General features: G+C 49.2%; 23 protein-coding genes and 1 pseudogene. 13 read left to right on the top strand and 11 right to left on the bottom strand.

Features of this window, described 5'->3' with window-relative positions:
- Positions 1 to 80: 80 nt before the first annotated feature.
- From AK963_RS02320 to AK963_RS02330, 3 genes are read right to left on the bottom strand one after another with little or no spacing between them, the layout of a single operon-like run.
- A complete protein-coding gene (locus tag AK963_RS02320) occupies positions 81 to 686 on the bottom strand; it encodes an SOS response-associated peptidase (RefSeq protein WP_066013787.1) in 606 nt (201 codons plus the stop codon).
- A gap of 3 nt (positions 687 to 689) precedes the next feature.
- Positions 690 to 929, bottom strand: coding sequence for a putative signal transducing protein (locus AK963_RS02325; protein ID WP_066013789.1), 240 nt, complete (start codon positions 927 to 929; stop codon positions 690 to 692).
- A complete protein-coding gene (locus AK963_RS02330; RefSeq protein ID WP_139117204.1) occupies positions 926 to 1,510 on the bottom strand; it encodes a tetratricopeptide repeat protein in 585 nt (194 codons plus the stop codon). Before AK963_RS02330 ends, AK963_RS02325 begins: the two co-directional genes overlap by 4 nt.
- Positions 1,511 to 1,860: 350 nt before the next feature.
- Here AK963_RS02330 and AK963_RS02335 point away from each other — a divergent pair, with 350 nt between their 5' ends.
- Positions 1,861 to 3,024 carry a 1-acyl-sn-glycerol-3-phosphate acyltransferase gene (locus AK963_RS02335; RefSeq protein WP_066013794.1) on the top strand — a complete coding sequence of 388 codons (1,164 nt, stop codon included), beginning with the start codon at positions 1,861 to 1,863 and terminating at the stop codon, positions 3,022 to 3,024.
- 2 nt (positions 3,025 to 3,026) lie between these two features.
- A complete protein-coding gene (locus AK963_RS02340; RefSeq protein ID WP_238593621.1) occupies positions 3,027 to 3,419 on the top strand; it encodes a YqfO family protein in 393 nt (130 codons plus the stop codon).
- Here the strand turns inward: AK963_RS02340 and AK963_RS02345 are convergent.
- The gene (locus AK963_RS02345; RefSeq protein ID WP_066013796.1) at positions 3,394 to 3,954 is read right to left on the bottom strand and encodes an NUDIX hydrolase; all 561 of its coding nucleotides are present in this window, start codon (positions 3,952 to 3,954) and stop codon (positions 3,394 to 3,396) included. The two genes, AK963_RS02340 and AK963_RS02345, sit on opposite strands and share 26 nt — an antisense overlap.
- A gap of 283 nt (positions 3,955 to 4,237) precedes the next feature.
- Here AK963_RS02345 and AK963_RS02350 point away from each other — a divergent pair, with 283 nt between their 5' ends.
- Positions 4,238 to 4,846 carry a CoA pyrophosphatase gene (locus tag AK963_RS02350; protein ID WP_083232403.1) on the top strand — a complete coding sequence of 203 codons (609 nt, stop codon included), beginning with the start codon at positions 4,238 to 4,240 and terminating at the stop codon, positions 4,844 to 4,846.
- Positions 4,847 to 4,873: 27 nt separating this feature from the next.
- Here the strand turns inward: AK963_RS02350 and AK963_RS02355 are convergent, their stop codons facing one another.
- The 3 genes from AK963_RS02355 to AK963_RS02365 all read right to left on the bottom strand — a co-directional run bounded on the left by AK963_RS02355 (position 4,874) and on the right by AK963_RS02365 (position 7,873).
- On the bottom strand, positions 4,874 to 5,449 hold the full coding sequence (locus tag AK963_RS02355; protein WP_066013798.1) for a chalcone isomerase family protein: 576 nt from the start codon (positions 5,447 to 5,449) through the stop codon (positions 4,874 to 4,876).
- A gap of 273 nt (positions 5,450 to 5,722) precedes the next feature.
- Positions 5,723 to 6,979, bottom strand: coding sequence for an HlyC/CorC family transporter (locus AK963_RS02360; protein ID WP_066013800.1), 1,257 nt, complete (start codon positions 6,977 to 6,979; stop codon positions 5,723 to 5,725).
- Between the two features lie 93 nt (positions 6,980 to 7,072).
- Positions 7,073 to 7,873, bottom strand: a complete 801-nt coding sequence (locus AK963_RS02365) for a cytochrome C assembly family protein (RefSeq protein WP_066013802.1) — start codon at positions 7,871 to 7,873, stop codon at positions 7,073 to 7,075.
- 222 nt (positions 7,874 to 8,095) lie between these two features.
- On the opposite strand from AK963_RS02365, the gene ffh reads away from it, so the two are divergent.
- The 8 genes from ffh to AK963_RS02405 all read left to right on the top strand — a co-directional run bounded on the left by ffh (position 8,096) and on the right by AK963_RS02405 (position 15,259).
- Positions 8,096 to 9,511, top strand: a complete 1,416-nt coding sequence (gene ffh / locus AK963_RS02370; protein WP_066013805.1) for a signal recognition particle protein — start codon at positions 8,096 to 8,098, stop codon at positions 9,509 to 9,511.
- Positions 9,512 to 9,894: 383 nt separating this feature from the next.
- Positions 9,895 to 10,143: a 30S ribosomal protein S16 gene (gene rpsP, locus AK963_RS02375; protein ID WP_066013807.1), complete on the top strand. Its 249-nt coding sequence runs from the start codon at positions 9,895 to 9,897 to the stop codon at positions 10,141 to 10,143.
- A 13-nt stretch (positions 10,144 to 10,156) separates the two neighbouring features.
- Positions 10,157 to 10,708: a ribosome maturation factor RimM gene (gene rimM / locus AK963_RS02380; RefSeq protein WP_238593622.1), complete on the top strand. Its 552-nt coding sequence runs from the start codon at positions 10,157 to 10,159 to the stop codon at positions 10,706 to 10,708.
- A gap of 66 nt (positions 10,709 to 10,774) precedes the next feature.
- A complete protein-coding gene (gene trmD, locus AK963_RS02385; protein WP_066013834.1) occupies positions 10,775 to 11,536 on the top strand; it encodes a tRNA (guanosine(37)-N1)-methyltransferase TrmD in 762 nt (253 codons plus the stop codon).
- A gap of 15 nt (positions 11,537 to 11,551) precedes the next feature.
- Positions 11,552 to 11,905 (top strand): 50S ribosomal protein L19, encoded by a 354-nt coding sequence (gene rplS, locus AK963_RS02390; RefSeq protein WP_066013809.1) that lies wholly within the window; start codon positions 11,552 to 11,554, stop codon positions 11,903 to 11,905.
- 511 nt (positions 11,906 to 12,416) lie between these two features.
- On the top strand, positions 12,417 to 13,265 hold the full coding sequence (locus AK963_RS02395; protein ID WP_066013811.1) for a magnesium transporter: 849 nt from the start codon (positions 12,417 to 12,419) through the stop codon (positions 13,263 to 13,265).
- A 77-nt stretch (positions 13,266 to 13,342) separates the two neighbouring features.
- Entirely contained in the window at positions 13,343 to 14,251 is a 909-nt protein-coding gene (xerD, locus tag AK963_RS02400) for a site-specific tyrosine recombinase XerD (protein ID WP_066013836.1), read from the top strand.
- 222 nt (positions 14,252 to 14,473) lie between these two features.
- Positions 14,474 to 15,259 (top strand): DsbC family protein, encoded by a 786-nt coding sequence (locus AK963_RS02405; protein ID WP_083232404.1) that lies wholly within the window; start codon positions 14,474 to 14,476, stop codon positions 15,257 to 15,259.
- A gap of 80 nt (positions 15,260 to 15,339) precedes the next feature.
- On the opposite strand, the gene dcuC is transcribed toward AK963_RS02405, so the two are convergent.
- The 3 genes from dcuC to AK963_RS02420 form a co-directional block, all read right to left on the bottom strand.
- Positions 15,340 to 16,599, bottom strand: coding sequence for a C4-dicarboxylate transporter DcuC (dcuC, locus tag AK963_RS02410; protein WP_066013813.1), 1,260 nt, complete (start codon positions 16,597 to 16,599; stop codon positions 15,340 to 15,342).
- 98 nt (positions 16,600 to 16,697) lie between these two features.
- Entirely contained in the window at positions 16,698 to 18,008 is a 1,311-nt protein-coding gene (locus AK963_RS02415; protein WP_066013815.1) for an amidohydrolase, read from the bottom strand.
- A 62-nt stretch (positions 18,009 to 18,070) separates the two neighbouring features.
- On the bottom strand, positions 18,071 to 19,285 hold the full coding sequence (locus AK963_RS02420) for a Zn-dependent hydrolase (protein ID WP_066013817.1): 1,215 nt from the start codon (positions 19,283 to 19,285) through the stop codon (positions 18,071 to 18,073).
- Positions 19,286 to 19,887: 602 nt separating this feature from the next.
- Here AK963_RS02420 and AK963_RS02425 point away from each other — a divergent pair.
- Together AK963_RS02425 and AK963_RS02430 are read left to right on the top strand one after the other, a co-directional pair.
- Positions 19,888 to 20,202 carry a hypothetical protein gene (locus tag AK963_RS02425; protein WP_066013819.1) on the top strand — a complete coding sequence of 105 codons (315 nt, stop codon included), beginning with the start codon at positions 19,888 to 19,890 and terminating at the stop codon, positions 20,200 to 20,202.
- 28 nt (positions 20,203 to 20,230) lie between these two features.
- The gene (locus AK963_RS02430; protein ID WP_139117206.1) at positions 20,231 to 23,569 is read left to right on the top strand and encodes a PilC/PilY family type IV pilus protein; all 3,339 of its coding nucleotides are present in this window, start codon (positions 20,231 to 20,233) and stop codon (positions 23,567 to 23,569) included.
- A 9-nt stretch (positions 23,570 to 23,578) separates the two neighbouring features.
- On the opposite strand, the pseudogene AK963_RS35040 reads toward AK963_RS02430, so the two are convergent.
- Positions 23,579 to 23,768 (bottom strand): annotated as a pseudogene (locus AK963_RS35040) (IS630 family transposase); the annotation flags it as partial.

Genomic DNA, 23,768 nt, shown 5'->3' on the forward strand with positions numbered 1-23,768 from the left:
GGTTCACTGCAAAGGCCACAACGAACGCTAATGATAGACCAGCATTTAAGCAGTGAATGGAGATTCTTATGAACTCAAAGTCAGCCCTTCAGGATATTCTGGCTGTGAAAAGGAAAGCTAGTAAGAGAGGCAGAAAAGCGGTCAGTATCAAAAGGGGCACCTGAAAGCCAACTCTCTGCATGAGCAGCAGTAAGCAACGCAGGCATTCTGCCAGCTATCAGCATTAACGGCTGCATTGCCGGCATGGTTAAGACAGCGCAGGAATCAAAAGAAAGGGTGCTGTCGACCGTGAACCGCTCCCACAATCCGGCCATCAGAAGCAGTGAGCCATCCTTTGCACCAATACGCCATAGCTGCCGCCGGTTTCCCGGAGCCATATGCCATTGGTAATAGCTATCCGCCAGAATCAGGCAACGCCTGTCCTTCCAGGCTTTTCTGAACATTCTTGACTCAGATGCCGTCTCCACACGGGCATTTATCTGAGCACGGGATAAATCCTGCAGCCATGAAGGAGCAAGCCCCCATTTGGCCTGAGCCAGCTCAGGGGCTCCCTGTTCATCATATCGAACCAGCCACACCTGTTGCCCCGGAACCACCTGTTGAACGGGTTTCTGAGATAAAATATCTTTTATACCGAGGAAGCCAAGGTCAACCCTGGGCAGGTTAAATGAGTAGCGGCTGCACATGAATTAGTCCATCTCTCCCAGGTTCTGCTCAGGCTCTGCATTCAGATAATCTTCAATCAACTCTTTTGCCAGACCGGCGTCTGCGTCATCAACGTACAGCGCCAGCAAACCAATGGCAGGCAACTCTCCCATGGCTCCGATCAGGTCAACACCAGCCAGATGACAGAAAATATGACGACTGGTTAACAAATCCTTCAAGCACTGGGCTTCAACCAGATTTGCCGGGCTGTAGACTTTAATCATTTCAGGTAAAGGGTTTCCAGTTGGTTTACAAGTTCCCGGGCTTTGCCCAGCTGTACTTCATTCAGCATATTTGCCAGTCTGGCTTTCTGTGCTTCTGCAGAAGCTGATGTTTTCGATGGGGTATGCAGGCTGAGCTCTGTCCACATATAGGCAGCAATCAGATTACGGTCCGTGCCTTCACCATTCAGATAGGCCCGCCCAAGCTCATACTGGGCTTCAGAATTCAGTCCTTCACGGCCGGCAGCCTGCTCGAAATAATCAAAGGCCATTCCAATATCCTTGCCTGTACCGGCAAGCCCGTCACGATAAGCTCTCCCCAGCCAGAGCATGGCTTCAGCCTGGGCTTTCTGATCCCCCTGACTCGCAACACGCTGCAAATATTTGATGGCTTTCGCTGAGTTTGCTCCCTGGCCTGACTGGAGAATTTGAATTGCCTCGCTTAACTGCCCCTGAGCCTTACCAGAAACAGACTGCTCTTTCTGGGCTGCAACACCACTAACAGGGGTGGTAGCCCAGGCCGGCACTGTCACCGCGGCCAGCAATACAACCAAACTGACAGTACTCTTAAACTGCTTCAACATGAACACCCCTGCCTTTCTGGCATTTTTATAAATGGCCAGGCTCCAAAAGCCTGAAACCAGAATTATATGATGTTCAGGAGTGGTTTTGCAGGTATTCCTCACTGCGATTCTCACGCAAGAGATAAAAGTGATACAACCTTAGGCGCGGTAAATTAGCCATCAACCTGATTATCACCTCAAATACTCAACCAGGGGGCGTTGAAAAACACCTCTGGTTTGCATCCCCAATACGGCTCAGTTACATTACGCGACAGTGTCTATACAGACCAGCAGTCAATCAATGAAATATAATAAACCGTCGATCAATAACGATTTTTTCCTTATCTACTGACCTCAAAGCATTGGCACAAATGGAAGCTTTTGACGATATCCGCCCTTACTATGACCATGAGGTCCGGCCTACACTGGCACGCCTGTTAAATGATAAAGACCTGCTCAATGTGATGGCAAAGCACCGTTACCCTGGTTTAGCCCGGCAGTTTTCCGGGGCCATGACCTGGATAACGTCTTTAGCGTTAAAGTACAAAACACGGAATATTCACAATGTCCGGGATTTTCAGGCCATCATTGAGCCCTATCTGACCCGTGTGATCAAAACCACCACCAGCAAGGTTTCTTTTTCAGGCATTGAGCACCTGAAGAAGGACAAGGCTTATCTGTTTCTATCAAACCACCGGGACATTGTCCTGGATCCAGCCCTGGTCAACTACGCGCTCTATCTTAACGACATGGAAACCTGTCAGATCGCCATTGGCGACAACCTGGTCAAGCGCCCTTTTGTCAGTGATCTGATGCGCCTGAACAAAAGCTTTATCGTCAAACGCTCACTGTCAGGGCGACGGGAAAAGCTGCTAGCCTTCCAGAATCTATCAGCTTACATTCATCACTGCATTGACTCTGGCCAGCCTGTCTGGATTGCACAGAGTGAAGGCCGTGCAAAAGATGGAAATGACCAGACCGATCCGGCCATTATCAAGATGTTTAACCTGAGCCGTCGTGGCAAGCAAAGCGCTTTTGCTGACAATATTCGTTCGCTGAGTATTGTCCCCGTTTCCATCTCCTATGAGTTTGACCCCTGCGACTGTGACAAGGCCCGTGAACTGTACGAAAAACAGCAGACTGGCCAGTACCAGAAAGCCGACGATGAAGACCTTAAAAGCATTGTTACCGGAATAGAGGGCTACAAAGGTCATGTGCATGTTGCCTTTGGTAAGCCTCTGACACAGGATTTCGAAGATGCGACTTCAGTCGTTAAAGAGGTCAACCACCAGATTCACCATAACTATGAGCTGCAGCCATCCAATATCTTTGCCTGGGAAGCGATCAGCAGTGAGATAAACCAGGATCAGTTCATCAAGGTACCGGTTATCAGTCAGTTATTCCCGGATATCGATCTGGAGAAAAAACGTGATGAATTTACCCGGCATCTGGAGCGCTGCCCTGAACTATACCGTCCGCAGTTCTTAAAGATGTATGCCCAGCCGGTAATTAATCGTTTCCGTTACGGTTCCTGAGTATGAAGGAGTCATTTGCACAGCCGGAAACACTGCCTTCAGGCAGCACGAATGAAACGCCGGAAAAGCTGGTCTACAAAATCTGTGTAATGATTCCTTCCGCCTGGCTTGAAACGGTCAAAGAGGCCATGTTCTCTGCAGGTGCTGGCCGTTACGGAACCTATGATTACTGTTGCTGGCAAACCCTGGGGACAGGCCAGTTTCGCCCCTTACAGGGAAGCCGGCCCTTCTCCGGACAGTCCAACGACATCCATGCAGAAGAAACATGGAAGGTAGAAATGATTTGTAAGGAGCAGTTTTTAAAGGCAGCCATTAAGGCTCTCCAACAGGCACACCCTTATGAGATGCCTGCATTTGATTACCACCCGGTCAGTCTCGCCGCTCCGGAGGAGTGACATACTCAAGCCTCATGGGAAAAACACCTTCGTGACGATCTGCGAAATAATGACGGAGCGTTCGGCCGATGGTAGAAAAAGCAAGCTCGTCCCAGGGGATTTCATCTTCTGAAAAGAGGGCAACTTCAAGACTCTCCTCGCCCGGCGCATATTCCGGACTTTCCAGTCTCGCCAGAAAGAAAGCCGACAACTGACCGACATGTACCACATTAAACAACATATAGAGAGATTCAATGGTGACATCCGCACAAGCTTCTTCGCGGGTTTCCCGGGCAGCTCCCTCCTCGATGGTTTCTCCCAGCTCCATAAAGCCGCCGGGCAGTGTCCAGAACCCTTTTCTGGGCTCAATCGCCCGCTTACACAGCAGCACCTTATCCTGGTAAACAGGCAGGCACCCCGTCACAACCCTTGGATTCTGATAATGAATGGTTTGACAGTGATCGCATACATCCCGCAGACGATGATCCCCTTCAGGCACTTTTTTCCGGGTCTCATGACCGCAATTACTGCAGTAATGGGTAGAGGATCCTGTCATCAACCTTCACTCCTTGTTTCTGGCAGCCAGGTAAAGAGAAACAATACCAGAGTAACAAACCCATAGCGATGAACAAACTGTTTTACCAAATACACGACAAAGAAATAATAAAATCAGTTAGTATTACCTCTATTGCGTGGCAAAGACTGCCATAAAACGCATTATTTCTGGCCTCCCCCGGCAGATTACCAAAATAGCAGGAGTCAAGATGAACACTGGATAAATCCTGCTGAGCTACTTATGATAAATTCAAGTCCCTTGCAAGGATGCCTTTGAAGTCACCATGATGTTGAACCAGGTAGAAGAACGGCTGCAAAACTACCAGCCAAGAATAATAGATGCTCAACTGCCAGAAGCGGCAGTATTAATACCCATTACCAATGCATCTGAACCAGAGCTGGTCTTTACCCGGCGTGCCACTCATATGAGCACTCACAGTGGAGAGGTTGCGTTTCCTGGAGGCAAGCGGGACCCATCAGATAAGGATCTTGTCCATACGGCACTGAGGGAATCTTTTGAAGAAATTGCCCTCCCCCCGGAAACCGTCAGAATCATTGGCCAGACCGGCTCGGTCATCTCCCGATTTGGTCTGGAAGTAACGCCTATCGTCGGAATTATCGAAGCTGATACACCACTGAGAGCCAATATTGCGGAACTGGACAGGATATTTAAAGTCCCGTTAAGCTACTTTCTGGATAAGGAAAACCTGACATTCAACCACTGGAAAATGCGCAACCAGGACTACATGATGCCGTCCTTTTATTATGGAGAGTATCTGATCTGGGGGCTGACAGCAGTGATGCTGGTTGAGTTTCTGAATATCACTCTGGACACAGAAATTCCCTTAAATGCCCCCCATTTCAGCAGTCATCATATGAAACGGCAGGCGTAAGAGGCAGTGCGGGAACAGAGTCGTTGTTTATCGCTGACCAATCAGCTGCCTTCTCAACCCTGGATAGGCGGTGTTTTCTGAAAGCCAGATATCCATAAAGGCTCTTGCCAACGTTAAATCATCAATATTACCCAAAAATTGCTTGCCAAAATAGAAACGCCCACCAGATGCCGACAGCACAAATACCAGACGGTCACCCTCACGAACGCCTTTCCATATTTTGCTGAGTTGTTGAATCCAGCGCTTTCTATCCTCCCGGGAAACCCCAAGGTGAGCCCACTGTTCCTCTGTCGCCGAAAGTAACCGTTTTTTACTGATCTTTCGTCGATAGTCAATTAGCAACGCCAAATCAGTGTCAATGGGTTTATCTACATCATAAAGGCCAGAGGGCGTTTTTAACTGGGCTTCATAAATATCCCAGAATCCCCATTTCAAGGTTGAATATCCAACCGTCTTCCATTGCTCCCAGACGGGATAATCCTGTTTATCAGCAATAGTATTCTGGGCGAGACACTGCGTAGAAAACAGAGGCATTAGAAGCCCCAGCAGTATGAAAAACTCGAAAAGACTGAAGTCGAAGAACCTGACTCGATTTTTCTTCATGGCGAACCCTTTGCCTTATTATCATAGCCAACACTACTTGTACGGATAAATCCGCCAAAAGGGTTCATAAGTACCTAACCACTAAGCCAGAAATATTCGATTTCATATGATCAGGTACTTATTGTAAGTATTAACTCTCTCCTGCCCGCCCGAAACCAGAAAATCATAGGCTACGTGGTTTTCAGGAGAGCAGGTGACATACCATTGCGGGCTAACGAGAAAATAAACCGGACAATCAATACCCAGACGAATTCAAAACAAACCCGTAAGGAATTACTTGGCCATAAACATCCGGACACTCTTGATCCGGTTATCTTTTACCTGGAGTATCTCAAAGCGACAGTTATTGATTTTCCAGCACACACTGGCCTCGGGAATTACCTCCATCTCCTCAGTAATCAGGCCATTAATGGTTCGTGCATCGTCCGTTGGCAGATCCCAGCCCAATGCCTTGTTAACATCCCTGATTGAGGCTGAGCCATCGATGATATAACTGCCATCTCCCTGGGGAGTTATATCCTGGCTGCTGTCGGAGACATCGGTGGTAAAGTCACCCACAATTTCTTCAAGAATATCTTCCAGAGTCACCAGGCCCATAATATCGCCGTATTCGTCCACAACCAGTGCTGTTCTCTCCTTGGCTTTCTGGAAATTAAAGAGCTGGGTATGCAGTGGTGTGGATTCGGGGACGTAATAAGGTTCAGCGGTTTCCTGCAACAGCGTCGCCTTGTTGACCTCTTCCAGGGTCAGCAGGCGGGCAATCTTGCGCATGTGAAGCATCCCGACAATATTATTAATGTCACCGCGATAAACCGGCATGCGGGTATGCTGACAATCTCTCAGCTGATGAATGATCTCTTTAATATCATCCTCAATATCGATGCCATAGACCTCATTTCTGGGCACCATAATGTCATCAACCCGCACTTTCTCCAGGTCAAGAATGCCCAGCAACATACCACGACGCTTCTTCGGGAGACGCAGCCCGGACTCATTTACCAGCGTCCGCAACTCTTCACTGCTCAACTGATCCTCACCCTCCTGACCTGGTCGAATACCAAAAGGCCTCATCAACAGTGAACAGATCCAGTTAACCAGCACCACCATCGGATAAAGAATCTTCAGCAGAGGAACCAGAACCATGGATGCGGGAAAGGCCACCTTCTCCGGGTACATAGCAGCGATCGTTTTTGGTGTTACCTCACCAAAAATCAACACCACAAAGGTCAACCCCAGGGTGGCAATGGCAATACCGCTGTCTCCCCAGAGACGCACAGCAATAATGGTTGCCAGGGCAGAGGCCAGAATGTTGACAAAATTGTTGCCGATCAGAATTACCCCAATCAGTCGATCAGGCCGGTCCAGCAGGCTGCTGGTTCTTTTTGCCGCCCGGTTGCCTTTACGGGCAAGATGACGGAGACGATAGCGGTTAATGGCCATCATCCCGGTTTCAGAGCTGGAGAAAAATGCAGAGAACAGCAGGAGAAAAACGAGTGCGCCAATCAATGCGCTTAAGGGTGCTTCACTCAACGAGTTGTCGCCTTTTGTCAGAACAAATGCAGGTAAAATTACCTATTTTACTCGCTTCAGGGCGAAGTCCCAAGCCCAATCGTACAGAACCGGTCAAAAGCAGGACTGACCGGAAACCACACAATCAAGTACCAGCCTGGAGCCAAAGTAAGCAAGGATCAGGAACAGGAAACCCGCCAGAGTCCAGCGAACCGCCGTCTGGCCCCGCCAGCCAAATCGCCAGTGGCCAACCAACAGTGCAGCAAAAAGGCACCAGGCGGTGATGGACAATACGGTTTTATGCACCAGTTTCTGGGCAAACATATCTTCCAGGAAAAGAAAGCCACTGCCCAGCGAGAGTGTCAGCAGAATAACCCCCAGGCCAAGAAACTCAAATAGCAGGCGTTCCATGGTTTGCAACGGCGGCAATGTTTTAATGGTATGCCGGTGAGTGCGCAGCTGATGCTCCTGATAGGAAAGCAGAATGGCCTGAAATGCAGCGACCATTAGAATGCCATAAGCCATTACCGAGAGAAGCACATGGGAAACCATAGAGGATACGGGGTTCCAGACAATATGTTCAACCGGTGCCACCAAAGCAAGCACAATAGCCAACATACTGACCGGCAGAATCATGATCAGCAGGCTTTCCGATGGTTTCTTCAAACTGCTCAATAACACCATCATGGTCACCATCATGGCCGTCAGCGACCCCATGGTGAACACGCCAAGATTAATGCCTCGATCAGTATGGATGGAGATGTATAAGGCAATAACGTGGAACACCAGACCAAGAGCGGTAATCAGCAGAACCAGCGATCTGGGCACTTCACGCCCACTGTTTCGCAACCCCTGCCCGACGGTGCCTGCCAGATAGCAACCAAGCGCACCCATGCTGACGAAAATGACACCCATTAGCGAAGCCTATTATCCCCAAAAGCAGCAAAAAATAAAAAGCAGGAAGCCCTCTTTGCCCATGGGCTTCAACGAACAACAGCTCCGGCAGTTTGTCATATTACATTGCGCTAGACAAACAACCTTTAATCCGATCCACTGAAATGGATGCCGCTTTAGTCTCGATTCCTATATAATGCCCCCATCAGAGCATAAACACCTTAGATCAGGGTAATTCCCAGAATGTTCGAAAATTTAACCGAACGCCTCTCCCGCACACTGAAAACCGTAACCGGGAAGGCAAAGCTAACCGAAGACAATATCAAGGACACCCTGCGCGAAGTGCGCATGGCCCTGCTGGAAGCAGACGTTGCCCTGCCGGTGGTTCGAGAGTTTATCAACCGGATCAAGGAACGCGCCATCGGACAGGAGGTTCAGTCCAGCCTCAGCCCGGGCCAGGCGTTTGTCAAAATTGTCCAGAATGAACTGATTGAGGTGATGGGTTCGTCCAATGACGAACTGAACCTGGCCACCCAGCCGCCTGCCGTCATTCTGATGGCCGGTCTTCAGGGTGCCGGTAAAACCACCTCCGTTGCCAAACTGGGCAAGTGGCTGAAAGAGCGCCAGAAAAAATCCGTCATGGTGGTCAGTGCCGACGTATACCGTCCGGCAGCAATCAAACAGCTGGAAACCCTGGCACAGGAAACCGGGCTTAACTTTTTCCCATCCTCTGCTGACCAGAAGCCTGTAGATATTGTTAACGGTGCCATCCATGAGGCCCGGATCAAGCATGCAGATGTACTGATTGTCGACACTGCCGGCCGCCTTCATATCGATAACGATATGATGGCTGAAATCCAGCAGCTTCACAGCGCCATCAACCCTATCGAAACCCTCTTTGTGGTTGATGCCATGACGGGTCAGGATGCAGCCAATACTGCCAAGGCATTTGGTGATGCCCTGCCATTGACCGGTGTGATCCTGACCAAGGCAGATGGCGATGCCCGTGGCGGTGCTGCGCTGTCGGTTCGCCAGATCACTGGCAAGCCCATCAAGTTTATCGGTATGGGCGAGAAGACCGATGCCCTGGAGCCGTTCTATCCAGACCGTATCGCCTCCCGCATTCTAGGTATGGGTGATATTCTCTCCCTGATCGAGGAAGCTGAACGCAAGCTGGACCGCAGCAAGGCGGACAAGCTGGCCAGCAAGCTGAAAAAAGGCAAAGGCTTCGATCTGGAAGATTTCCGCGACCAGCTTCAGCAAATGAAGAAGATGGGCGGACTCAGTGGCATGATGGACAAGCTGCCAGGCATGGGTGGTATGGCACCACAGATGCAGGGGCAAATGGACAACAAGATTTTCATCCAGATGGAAGCCATCATCAACTCCATGACTCCGGCTGAGCGTGCAAATCCGGACATCATGAACGGATCCCGTAAAAAGCGTATAGCTGCCGGTTCCGGCACCCAGATTCAGGACATCAACCGACTCATCAAGCAACACAAGCAGATGAGTAAAATGATGAAGAAAGTCACCAAAAAAGGCGGCATGAACAAGCTGATGCGCGGCATGTCAGCCATGAAAGGCCAGCTTCCCGGCGGCATGGGTGGAATGGGCGGCATGATGCCTCCCGGCGGTGGCAAGAAGTTTCCTTTCTAATATCTGAAAGCCAATGATAGTCTGCGTTGCATGGGCGCAGACTCCACTCCCCCTGTGACCGTTTTCATCAGATCAAGCCTTCATGGAGGGTAATTTTCCTCCGGAATACCTATAAAACGGCATAAAGCCTGCGAAAAGAAATGATGATAGCGGGTATATACTTACTGCTTTATATTGCCACTCCCTTCTGATTTCCCTACAATATGCGCCCTTTATGATTGGCCTTAATCCGATCATGGATTAGCTGACGGATGATGAAAAAGGAACTTTTCCTCACTCAAATCTGTCAGAACTCTTCTGGGTTTTAGTCACACGCCTTGCGCGTTTGGCAACGTGAACACAGAAAACCAGTTGCCGGAAACAACTATAGGAAACCCTATTCCATGGTAACCATTCGTCTTGCTCGTGGCGGCTCTAAAAAGCGTCCATTTTACCACCTGACCGTGGCTGACAGCCGTAACGCTAACGGCGGTCGTTTCATTGAGCGTGTAGGTTTCTTCAACCCTACTGCTCGTGGCCAGGAAGAGCGTCTGCGTGTTGATAACGAGCGTGTAGAATTCTGGCTGGGCCAGGGTGCTACTGCATCTGACCGCGTTGCCCAGCTTCTGAAAGAAGCTAACAAGGCTGCGTGAGGTTAACGACCCAGTGACAAAGGCAGTAGAGGGCGCTGTGAAGCGCATTACGTTAGGCCATATTTCCTCCGTATTCGGGGTCAAAGGCTGGCTGAAGATTCACTCCAATACCAGCCCGATGGAAAACATCCTCAACTACCCACGCTGGATTCTTGACCACAACGGTGATGTAAAAACCGTTGAAATCGATCAGGCCCGTCCACACGGTAAAGGTCTGATTGCCCATATCGTCGGCTGTGACGATCGTGAACTGGCCCGCAGCTACTGTGGTTACCAGATCACCATCAACGCCGATGAGATGCCCGAACCGGAAGATGATGAGATTTACTGGCATCAACTGGAATCGCTGGATGTTTTCTCCCGCAACGCTGAGGGAGACAATATTCTGCTGGGCAAAGTCAGCCACCTGATGGAAACCGGAGCCAACGATGTTCTGGTCATTCGCCCTTCAAAAGGCAGCATTGACCGCAGAGAACGTTTAGTCCCCTGGTTGACCGGATCGGTGGTGTTAGACGTAAATCCTGAGAAAGGATTTATCCGGGTAGATTGGGACCCGGAGTTTTAAGTGGCCATGACGACTCACGACAGCTTTTCTGAAGAAAACTCTGAAACGAGCGCCATGGACACCGAAATGTGGTTCGGTGTCGTCAGCCTGTTCCCGGAAATGTTCCGGGCCATTACCGAGCACGGTATTACCGGCCGCGCGGTAAAGGAAAGGTTGATTGAGGTAGAGACCTGGAATCCCAGGGATTTTACCCATGACCGGCAACGAACTGTGGATGACCGACCTTATGGCGGTGGTCCCGGCATGTTGATGAAAATTCAACCTCTGCGTGACGCCATCCATGCAGCCCGCAAAGCTGCTGGTAACGAGGCCAAAGTAATCTACCTCTCTCCCCAGGGTCGTGTGCTCGACCAGCAGGGTGTAGAGGAACTTGCCAGAGGCAAGAAACTGATTCTGGTCGCGGGGCGATATGAAGGTATTGACGAGCGCGTAATCCAGACCGAGATTGATGAAGAATGGTCGATTGGTGATTTCGTGTTAAGTGGTGGTGAACTCGCCGCCATGACTCTGATTGATGCAGTTTCACGCTTTGTACCGGGCACCCTTGGTCATAAGGATTCCGCAGCAGAAGACTCGTTTGCAGATGGTCTTCTTGACTGCCCGCACTACACCCGTCCCGAGTTGTTTGAAGGACAGGAAGTACCGCCGGTATTGCTATCCGGTAACCACGCTGAGATTGACCGCTGGCGACTGAAGCAATCCCTGGGCAGAACCTGGTTGAGACGGCCTGATTTGTTAGAAAACAGGACCCTGACCAGCGAGGAAGAGAAGTTACTGTCAGAGTTCCAAGCCGAGCGGGCTTTTATTGAATCGCGGAATGCTGACTAACTGGGAGCATTATCAATGAGCAAAAACAAAATCATTGCGCAGCTTGAAGCTGAACAAATGAACAAAGAGATCCCTGCCTTTGGCCAGGGTGACACTGTAGTCGTACAGGTTAAGGTAAAAGAAGGCAACCGTGAGCGTCTGCAGGCGTTCGAAGGTGTTGTCATCGGTAAGCGTAACCGTGGCCTGAACTCTGCTTTCACCGTTCGTAAAATTTCCAGCGGTGTAGGCGTTGAGCGTACTTTCCAGACTTACTCTCCGCTGATCGCTTCTGTTACTGTGAAGCGTCGTGGTGACGTTCGTCAGGCTAAGCTGTACTACCTCCGTGAGCTGAGCGGTAAAGCTGCTCGTATCAAGGAAAAGCTCAACTAAGATTCAGTTTAATTTTCCGGCAACTGTTTTCTCAGAAGAGCGGATTGGCGAAACACCCGATCCAGAAAAAGCGGCGAAAGCCGCTTTTTTTTGTCTGAAAATCAGCTTCAGTTCACATGAAAAAACCGTTCCCTCCTGAGTGAAGCGTAAGGCTGTGTCTACAAGCTTCATCTTTTATGTAAAGCCCCTTGCCCGGAGAAACATAACTCAATAGACTTTGGCGCCATTAGATTCTGTCAGGAGCAAAGCATGAGTAACGACCAACCTCCGAGTATCAATGTAAGGAGTGATTTGCCCACTGACTGACCCATAAGTTCCATCGCTTTCGGGCTGTCTTCTGGCTCGGATTATCTCTATCCACTTCCCTCCTTACCCACCCCATTTTTGCAAACAACAATCAACCAGAAAGGGCTTTCTGAGATCATTCTGCTGTTCGATACTGTTTGACTTCTCAAACAAACCGGATCGCACAAATCGTTTATGACCAGAAAACCCGGGCAGAGGGATAAACATGACCAGCCTGGATATCACATTTTTTGAGCAGCAGAAAAATGAAAATAACGCGTTTAATGTCAGCACAACGGTTTATCAGTTAACCCATACTGATAAATCTTCCCGCTCAGCTATTCTTCTATCACTCAGTTATGATCAGGCATTGGAAGTATGTCACCAGATGCCTCTCTTGCTGATTCACGAGCTCCTTGATGAATTAAAAGCGTCCGGCCTGACCTCTCAATACAACAGTCTCTGCTCTGATCTTGGCTTGACGACAGCCAGTAGAGCGTCGAATAGCAATTACCTGCAAACCGGTGTTTTGGAACATGTAAAATCCCGGCTGGGCTGGATTGTCAGTCTCTCCCTGCTGGGTATTCTTTCCGGAATGATCATTGCGAGCTATGAGGATACATTGAGTGCGCTGGTCATTCTGGCCATCTACATGCCGGTTATGGCGGATACCGGTGGCAATGTTGGAGCACAGGCGTCAACACTGTTGATTCGCTCACTGGCGACGGGCGAAATAACTACCCGGGACTGGGCAAGAGTGCTCTGGAAGGAATTCAGAGTCTCTTTGATCATGGCTTCAGCCCTGATCAGTATTATTATGATCCGGGTCATCGGGTTTGGCACAGACGCCAATCTTCCCGGTGAAATCACGCTTTTCCAGGTAGGTATTGCAGTCTCCACCGCCATGGCCATTCAGGTAATCAGCTCCAGTTTTTTGGGGGCCATATTGCCGGTTTTCATTCGCTCATTAAAACTGGATCCGGCGGTTATCGTTACCCCGGTCCTGACCTCACTGGTCGATATATCGGGTATGCTGATTTACTTTTACATCACGACATGGATGTTAAACCTGTAATCTATGAAGAGGTTAGCCTCTCTTCAGGTAACTGATATAATCTACACTATCGTGCAATATTGGATTTATTGATTGCCATGCCAACCCCCGCATCTCCGGAAACACAGGAATTTTTACAACACCTCTGGCTTGAGCGAGGCCTCAGTAAAAATACCCGTGAAGCTTACCAGCGAGATCTGCTGCTCTTCTCTGAGTGGCTGCAGGAGCACACTCAGCACACAGGCAATCGATTACTCACAGCCAGTGAGGATGATCTTCGCCTGTTTCTTGGCTGGCGGTATGAGCAGGGTTACCACCCAAGGTCAACCGCCCGGCAGATCTCCAGCCTGAGAGCCTTTTACCGTTACCTTCTACAATCTGAACAGATCCCTGCTGATATTACGGCCAATATTGAAATGCCCAGGCAGGGTAAGGCGTTGCCAAAAACGTTGTCCGAAGACGATGTCGATTCTCTGTTGAGTAGTCCGGATACCAATACCGCCATTGGTCTTCGTGATCGTGCCATGCTTGAGATCCTGTATGCCTGTGGTCTCAGAATCTCAGAGCTGGTAAACCTGAATATGGACAACATAAATTTAAGGCAGGGGGTGATCCGCATTATCGGTAAAGGCAGAAAAGAACGCCTGGTACCCATGGGTCAGAGCGCCATTGAGTGGCTGGAGCAATATATAAAACAGGCAAGAGGTGATCTGTTGAACGAGCATGAAAGCCGAACCCTGTTTCCAGGTCGCCAGGGCCGCCCAATGACCCGGCAGACATTCTGGCATCGGATCAAACACTATAATACGGTTGCCGGTATCAATACGGAAGTATCTCCCCACGTCCTTCGACACGCTTTTGCCACTCACCTTCTGAACAATGGAGCAGATCTTCGAGTCGTCCAACTGCTGCTTGGCCATAGCGATCTGTCCACCACCCAGATATATACCCATATTGCCAATCACCGATTATCAGAACTTCACCGGGAGCATCATCCCAGGGGATAACCTGACCATCTATACATTATTTTTTAGAACTCTTTACCTGATAACAGTGTCCAAGCGATACAACAGGGAGAAATAAGGCTAAACTTCCCTGTTTTTATCCAGCGCTTCTCTCCAATGCTAGAACGGCTTGCCGATAGCCCCTGAGATGTCTGGGCTACCCATTAGACGGATTGTATCGGCCGTCAGTCAGGCTTAACTTTCTGGATCACTTAAGGAATCAGTATGTCTAAACGCTCTGCTCTTCTTTTAACCGCCATTATGACCACAAGCGCTGGCTGGTCTGTGGCTGCCAATGCAGAAGCTACCGGCAAGGACAGCTCAGTCCAGAGCCCTGAGACCCTTATTGAAAGTCAGCTAAAAAAGCTGGACGCCACCATTCCCATTGAGTCAGTCACCAAAAGCCCGATGCCTGGCGTCTACAAAGTCATGCTCAAAGGTGGCTTTGTTCTCTACAGCAGTGAAAACGGACAGTATTTTATTAAAGGCGATATGCTGGAAGTTCGTGGTCAACGGTTGGTTAACCTGACGGAAGAAATTAAAAGCCAGCAGAACGCCAAGTTACTCAAATCCCTGAAACAAGAAGATATGGTGATTTTTTCACCGAAAGGTGAAACAAAAGGCGTTGTTTATGCATTTACGGATGTGGACTGCGGTTACTGCCGCAAACTGCATCAGGAAGTTGACCAGTTAAATAAGCTGGGTATTGAACTACGCTACCTTGCCTTCCCTCGCGGTGGTCAACAGTCACCAGTGCATGGAAAGATGACCGATGCCTGGTGCTCAGTAGACCGTAAGCAGGCATTAACCGACCTGAAAACTGGCAAACCCATCAGTGTGGAAATTAAAGGTGATAAAGCTGTCTGCAGTGCTGTCATCAATGACCACTACAATTTGGGTGTTCAGATGGGTATTAACGGCACACCGGCCATGGTTCTGGAAAATGGCCAGGTCATTCCGGGCTATCGCCCTGCGGCTGATGTTGCCAGAATCATCGAAAGTCAGTCTTAAATTTTTGAACCAGGAGCCTGCCTTACTGGCAGACTCCCTTCTCCTTACTGATTCTGCAACCTCATCCTCACCATCAGCGGCTACAAAAACAACACCAGCATCAACACAACCAAGGATACAATCATTGCAGGCATGGTTCGCTTCGCAAGCTCCAGTGGATTCACACCCGCAATACCCGCACAGACAATAGCCGCACCCGCCAGGGGTGAGGCAGTTCGGCCAATAGCGCCAGCCACTGCTGAAGCTGTACCCATATTGGCAATGGTCATCCCAAACTGCTCTGCAAAAGGCGTAACGGCTTCGTTAAATGCGAAAGCAGCAGCGTCACCAGTACCGGTCAGGATGGCCAGAATGAATGGGCCGAGGGTTGAACCAAACTTGGCAAGGCTTGGTGTATTAATCAGCCAGTTCAGGAAAACATCCACCATACCCAGCGTCTTCATACCAGTGACAAATACGCTGGCGGCAATAATGATACCAATGACATCTGCGTAAGCCGTGCCCATACCATTGAAGAACTTCTTGGTCGCTTCCTGTGGGTTCATCCGGGTAAGCAGCAACGACAGCACCACACCAATCAGCATGGCCTGTGGAACCCCCATTTTGATTGCAGGCATCACGGAAGAACCCAGAATCAAAATGGATACTGGCAGTACCGGCATCAGGGCATACAGCGGATTAACCTTATCAATCTGGTTTTCCATGGTGCCTTCGGTAGCCTGCACCAAATGACCCGCGTGTTCCTTTCTAAAATAGGCGATTGCGGTGAGAATGATTGCACCAGCAATACCGGCAGCTATCGTTGCTGGTGCATGAACAGCAATCACTTCCATAACCGTCTTGCCACTGAGCTCGGAGATAAAGGCATTATGGGCCGATCCCGGGCTCAGCATACTGCCATAGGTTCCAGCCAGTACAGCCGCACCTGCCATGGCCGGGTGAATCCCCGCAGCCATCAGCAGAGGAATCATCGTTGCTCCTACCGCAGCAGAACAACCCGCTGCGCTCGGGAGAGCAATATTGATGGCAAATGTGATCATGGTGGTGCCCGGTATCAGAAGGCCCCCGCCCTTCTTCAGTACTCCTGTCAACGCTTTTACCAGATGCATATCACAGCCGGTATATTTCATCACAAAGGCAAAACCCATTACGGAACAAATGGCCTGAATCAACCCCCCTGAAGTCATGCGCCCGGCAAAACTGTCCAGTGCCAGCATCGGCTGCAGCGCCACTATCGACATCAGCAGTCCCGATGCAAACAGGACCATTCGGGTTTCCAGACGTTTGATTAAGCAATAAACGGTACCACACAGAATCAACAAGCCGATGAACGGTAACATACGGCCTTCCCCCCATTCATTATCATTGATATTGGATTGAATACTGTTCTGCCAAGGCGCGTTGATAACAGCCTGAATCCAATCAGGCTGTCAGCCTCCTATGAGCCATTCAGAGCCAGAAGCGATCGGACCATCACATCCATAGTGATACTCAGTACTGACTCATCAAAATCAAATTCCGGGTTATGGTGCCCACCGCAGGTGGGTGAGCAGAACATCAGGTAAGTAGCCTGTCCGCCGCTCTTCTGAACGGCATCCATCAACACCGAAGCATCCTCAGAAGCCTTCAGTGGCAACTGATGAACCACTTCGGTGACCAGGGGGCTACTCTTGAGTACGTTTTCAATGCGTTCTGCTAACGGCTCGTCACAGGAGGCAGCCAGTGCATGCCCCACCAGTAGCAGTTCGTGTTCAACCCCGTGCATCAGTGCACTGCCCTCAGTCACCTTTTTGGCCTGATCCAGCATGAACGCATTGATCTCATCGTTCTCACCGCGAAGCTCCACCATCATTTCCGCTTTATCTGCAATAATGTTGCGGCCGCTGCCAGCATTCAATGTTCCGACATTAACCCGTGAGCCTCCGTCCGAATGACGGCTGATACCGTGTAACCCCAATGCACAGTTAGCAGCAGCCAGCAGTGCGTTACGACCTTCCTGGGGATTATTGGCGGCATGAGATGAACGACCACTGAAACGGATATCCAGCTTGCAGGTTGCCAGCATATCGCAGGTTCTGGCGGACACCGTACCCACCGGGTATTGACTGATGCCAATATGACCGGAAATAAAGTGGTCGACATCCTTCAACCAGCCACGATCCGCCACCGCTTTTGCTCCCCTGCACCCCTCTTCCGCAGGCTGGAACAGCAATTGAATTCGGCCATTGAGCGAATCCTGGTTCAGGGCAATAAACTCGGCCAGAGCCAGACCAGTAGTAATATGACCATCATGACCACAGGCATGCATATACCCCGGATGGGTGGACTGAAAACCTGCTTTGACCGGAATATGGCTCTCAGAATCAGACTCTCTGACAGGCAAACCATCAATATCAAAACGAAACAGAGAGTTTGGCCCGGGTCGCCCACTTTCCAGAGTGACCATCAGACCTGTGTGGCCACCAGCAATTTTTTTAATAAACCCGGCATCCGCTTCAGCCTGTTCAAGACGACGGTGAGCAGCCAGTAATACTTGCTCACTGGGAAGCCCAAAACGACTGTCACTGTTGAGCAGGTCTTTACCAATGGTAAAGGTGAAGGGAGCATCCAGCTTTTTCAGATGCTGATAAATATGCCAGGTGGTCAGATACTCCTCCCAGCCCGGCTCTGGAATCTGGTGAAAGAATCGTCTGATCGCCGTGTATTTCTCTTTATTGGCGCTTACAAAATCCGACGGCATGAGGGTCATCACAACAATCTCCAATCAACTGGATTTCTATAAGGTTCTTAGGGCCTGTTGACGTTACAAATTCAGGCAGCCAGTTTTCGCATGGTGCGTTTCAGCACTCTGGCGGCATTCCAGATATCATCAAACGGGGTAAACTCTTCCGGGTTATGACTGACCCCGTTTACCGATGGCACAAACAGCATGGCAGTAGGAATTTCTCTGGCCATATACATGGCATCATGGCCTGCTCCACTCTGCATGGGCATGGCTGGGATAGACTCTTCCAGGCAGGACTGATTCAGTAGCTCTGCGATGTCATTATTCAGATGGACCGGTTTTTCTTCTGATAGACGGGTAATGAAGACCGAAACGCCCTCCAATTCAGAAACAAAGGTCAGTAAGTCATGGGTGGTTCGTTGAATACTCCCCGTGTCAATCCCCCGGATATCGATACTCATCACCACTTTTCCGGGAATGACATTCATGGCGTTGGGCGAAACTTCCATCCGGCCAACGGTACCCACAGTGCCGTGCAGAGCCTCACGCTGAGCAATGGTATTCACCCGGGTCACTACCTGAGAGGCAGCCACCAGTGCATCGTGGCGCAGCCCCATTGGTGTAGCGCCGGAGTGATCAGCAATACCGTTGATTTCAATCAGAAACCGAGTTGGCGCCGCAATGGCAGAGACCACGCCCAAACTCAGATGGTTATCCAATAACACCCGGCCCTGTTCAATATGACACTCTATGAAGGATTTATAATCTGCTGGGTTTATTCGAACCTGATCCAGCTGATCGGGGTCAAATCCGTTGTCTCTCAGGGCATCAAAGATATTTTTGCCATCACTCCCCCGCGTCTCCCGCCATTTATTCAGGTCAGCTTGCCCGGTCATCAGCTTGCTGGCCATGCAACTGTGGCCAAAACGACTGGACTCTTCTGCTCTGAAAATAATTAATTCAAGAGGATGGTTCAGTGCTTCCTTTTGCAGTTCAATAAGCGCATACAGCCCGGCAATCACCCCCACTGCACCGTCATAACAACCACCGTCAGGTACACTGTCAAGGTGCGAGCCAGTGGCAACCGCCGGCCTGTTTTTTTCTCCGTGAATACGGGCAATCAGGTTGCCAAAGCCATCACTGCGATGGGCTATGCCATGCTGATCAAGAATCTTGCTGATAAATTCGAAGGCCTGGTTTTCAGGTGGTGTGAAGGCGATGCGATTCATGCCATGGCTGGTATGACCAATGGCAGCAAGCTCATCGAACAAATGCTGGAGGGCGGCTTTTGTAGTAGACATCTTAACTTACCCCTCAAAATCCGCATACTAGACATGAGTCTGGAGATAAGTTTTGATTTCAATCAAGCACCCACGTTAATTAACGACAACTGCTGATCAAAATAGATATTAAGCGAGAAAGCTTGAACAACTCTTGTGCGGAAGACCTTTAGTAAGATGAATTACTGATCATTCATTCATAATACCAATGGGTCGAGGAAATGCGAGGTCATGCAGAAACAGGGTTTCACTTCGACCAGACCTATCAGAGGAAACAGCTAACCCCGCTGAATAAACGTAGTGCTAAAGCAGATATATTCACCGATGTTTAAGGTTCTGAACCACTCTCTAGGGGCGTTTTCAATTAGCCATGAGACCAGTTGATCACATGTCTAATTGAGAGCGCCCCCTAGCTCTCCCTCTTTCAATCATGTTTTCTTTCAAAATGTCGAGATAATAACTGCCCTTCTCCTTATTGATAGCGCTCAACCATAACGGCCCTAAGTATTGGATAATTAAACGAAGAGGCATTTGAAGTGGATAGCCTGAAGACTATTCCAAGGTACAGAGGGAGCCTTATCAGGCTGTGTGGGGATTTGAATCACTCCAGATGGAGGAAAAATATGCTTCGCTTTGTTCCTGTGATTTATCTTGTCCTGTTTGGGTTTGCCCCTGCTGTATGGTCTGCCCCTTTTGAAGAAGGCGCAGAATTTTCCAGAGTGGAGGTCCAGTTTGCTACCGACAGTTCCGGTATTTTAATAGCTTACGAATGCAGCACATGCCCTCCTAAAAACTTGATTTTTAATAATAAGCTCAGAGTTCTGAATTCAGATGGTTCTACTCTGGCCGAGAAGCTGAGCAACCTTGAAGGGAAGGCTGTGGTTATTACCTGGAAACCCGGAACGGTTCAGGCATTCCGTATCTGGCCGAATTTTTAAATAGTCTAACTCAAAAAGTTTTTCTCCAGTGCGATTACACACTATTCTGGGTCTGTCTCTATTCTTGGGCTTTGCTGGTAAGGTGTTTTCGGCAGACATCGACTTATTTGTTAAAGAAGTGCCAAGTAATCAGCGCGGAGTCGTTGTTTTTATTATGGATACTTCCGGCAGTATGGGCGTACTGGTTGATTCCGGAGGAGGCCTCAGTGTTACCAGGATGGATGTGGCAAAGGCTGCTTTAAGCCGTTTTATTTTAAGTGCGAAAAATATCAATATTGCTCTTGCCAGTTTTAGCTGGGAAGGCGGAAAAATAGACTTCCCCTCACAAAATGTGGAAACAGGCCGTCAGACAGCACTGAATGTCAATAATAATTACGTAGCCAGTGGAGGTACTCCCCTGGTTGGTTCGCTTTATGAAATTTACCGATACCTGGGGGGATTCAGTCGACAGTTCGATAATGGCCAGAGTACAGCTGGTGCTTTTTCAGGCTCCAATTATCGTTCTCCGATTGTGAACCAGTGCCAGAAAAGTAACGTCATTCTTTTTACCGATGGAGCAGGCTGGGCTACCAGTAATGTTCAGCAGGCAGTCAGAAATTTAGTCAGCGGACACACCCTGCCTGCGGGTTTGGATCGAAATTGCTGGAGTGGCGACTGCCTGGATGAAATGTCCTGGTACATGCGTAACCGGGATGTTCGCCCGGGGATTACTGGTAACCAGCATACCACAACCTATACCATTGCCGGTTTTGGCAGTGCTCCCCCAGGCATTCTAAGAACGACCGCCAGTTTTGGCGGTGGTCAATACTATGATGCCGCTGGCTCGGAAGACCTTGATAACGCTCTGGCGGATATTATGGCCAGAGTAAGAGCTGAAGAATCATCATTTACCGCACCAGCCACCAGTACCAGTGCGTTTAACTCACTGGAAACGGCGGAAGACCTCTATTACGTAATGTTTAAGCCGGGTGAAGGAAGTAACTGGAAAGGAAACCTGAAGCGCTATCGCCTTGGGGAAGATAACCAGATTTACGATGCAAATAATCAGCTTGCCATTGATCCGGATACCGGTTTCTTCAAGGACACTGCGAGAAGCTTCTGGAGCAGCACTGCGGATGGGAAGTCCGTTGAACAGGGAGGAATGGCCGCGAACCGCAGCCAGTCAGCCCCTGCCTACACCAATATCAGTGGTGATAACAATGTGAATCTGACGACATTCACCAATAAATTACATGAGAGTAATTCTGGCATTACCCAGTCCATGCTGGGTGTTCTCAATAGTACTGATCGTCAAAATATGCTTCGCTGGGCTCGAGGGGTGGATGTGGATGATGAGAATACCAATGGCTCCACTACCGATGATCGCCATAGCATTGCTGACCCAATCCATGCTCAGCCCAAAGTTATTTCCTACTTTAGCAATGATAAAACCATTTTTTTTACCACTAACAGTGGTTTTCTATACGGTGTTAACGCGGATAATGGTTCTACGGAACTCTCTTTTATCCCTAAAGATTTATTGACCAACCTCGCTCATTACCGGGGTATCGATAAAATTGATAATGGTAAAAGAGTGACTGAAACCTTTCGTGTAACGGAAGAGTCCGGCATATTTCACAGTATGATTATTGATGGAATAGGAAACTTTCCAGAAAATATCGGCACCGTCAATAAAACCGTGCGGCCAGGCCAATATCAGCTGATTTATAACGGGGGAGGAACCATTGGCTCTCTAACCCAGCCACAGATTCGCGTCGTTAATGGTGGTCGTACCGTCGAAATTACCGATGGGGGTGGGTCATGGGATGATTATCGAATGACCGTAGAAAGGGGTTATTTTGGCCTTTCAGGGCTTCAGGTGACCTATGTACTTCCTGATTATGACGATGTACCAGCTTCAGCCCCAACATACAGCCGATCAATTAACCCCCGCCTCAACTGGAATAATACAGGCATCAATATCCAGGGGCCTGTCAGGCTGGTGATAACGGTTACCGGACAGGTTCAATTTGGCTGCCCCTGCATCGGGTATCCCAACGGAAACCCTGAAGTAGAAGCTTTCGGAAACAGGCTGGATCCCCGGTTCGCCAATGCAGCGGTGCTGGCACGTATTGGTGGAGGAGAACCGTTTTTTGTTGGCAGTTACTTTGATGGCGTCGTCGAGTCAAGCGGTACATTAGAGTTTACGACTAACGATGTCATCAGGCATGATGATTCTGGAACCTTTTCAGCCAGCATTTCACTGGATCCGGATTACGACACCCGCCCAAAAAAGTTTTATGGTCTGGACGGTCCTATCGCTGTCTGGACAAACGACGCCAATGGTAATGGACGCGTCCTGCAGTCCAATAATGGCTCCCCCGAGTCTGGCGAACATGTTTATCTTTACCTCTCCATGCGTCGTGGAGGCAATAATATTTACGCTATGGATGTCACTCGAAGAAACAGCCCGGTTTTAAAGTGGGTCATCCGAGGCGATGTGGATAACAACCATATATCTGACCCCTATGGTGATTTTGGACGGCTGGGGCAAACCTGGTCAGAACCCAAACTGGCCAGGGTCAAATGGAATGGTGGGGAGCGCCAGGTTCTGCTCTTTGGTGGTGGCTATGATGTTGCGGTAGATAACCAGAGTACCATTCAAAACAATAATATTGGTAATGCTGTTTTCATGGTGGATGCTGAAACGGGCGCCCTGCTGTGGCGTGCTTCCAATAATGATTCCAATCTGAATATGTCGGACATGCGATACAGCATTCCTGCCGGCCTGGCGGTAATCGATGTTGATCAGGATGGATTTACGGATTATTTCTATGCTGTAGATATGGGAGGGCAGATCATCCGGTTTGACGTCAACCAGACTAACTCTGGTTCCAGAAATTTTGCCAGAGGAGGTGTGATTGCAAGAATTTCCGGAACCTCATCCGGTGATGCCCGGCGCTTTTTTGAAACACCAGATGTCAGTATTTCCAGCACTTTCGATTACCTGAACATTGCAATTGGGACAGGATTAAGGCACAGCCCATTGAATACCTCGGTCAATGATCGAATGTATGTTATACGAGACCCACATATCTTCGAGCCTCCGGCTGATTACACTTATGTAGGAAACTCGGTGATCACTGAGTCATCTTTATACGATGCCACCGCAAATTTAATTCAACAGGGCAGCACTACACAAAAAGAGGCTGCCCTTAATAATCTAAATAATAGCAATGGCTGGTATATCAGACTGGAAGAGTCCGGAGAAAAAATACTGAGTCGTCCCAAGATATTCAGCGGAATACTTCTCTTTAATTCATTCGCACTCAATACAACCAACGTCAATGAATGTTTACCAAACCCTGGAGTCAATTATACCAATTGAATTTTCTAACTACTGTATAACTGCCCAATCACGGGAGCACAGACTGAACAGTCGACCAGCTTCGCTGCAAAGGTTATTCCAAGCTTCACAGCAACAATCTACAATATTTTCATAACCTGAAAATGCTTTGTTTGATAAGTCATGCTCCCGCATCCACTCCCATAGCCTTTCTGAGCTGTTTAACTCCGGTGCGAATGGT

The sequence above is a fragment of the Endozoicomonas atrinae genome (assembly GCF_001647025.1).
Taxonomy (GTDB): Bacteria; Pseudomonadota; Gammaproteobacteria; order Pseudomonadales; family Endozoicomonadaceae; genus Endozoicomonas; species Endozoicomonas atrinae.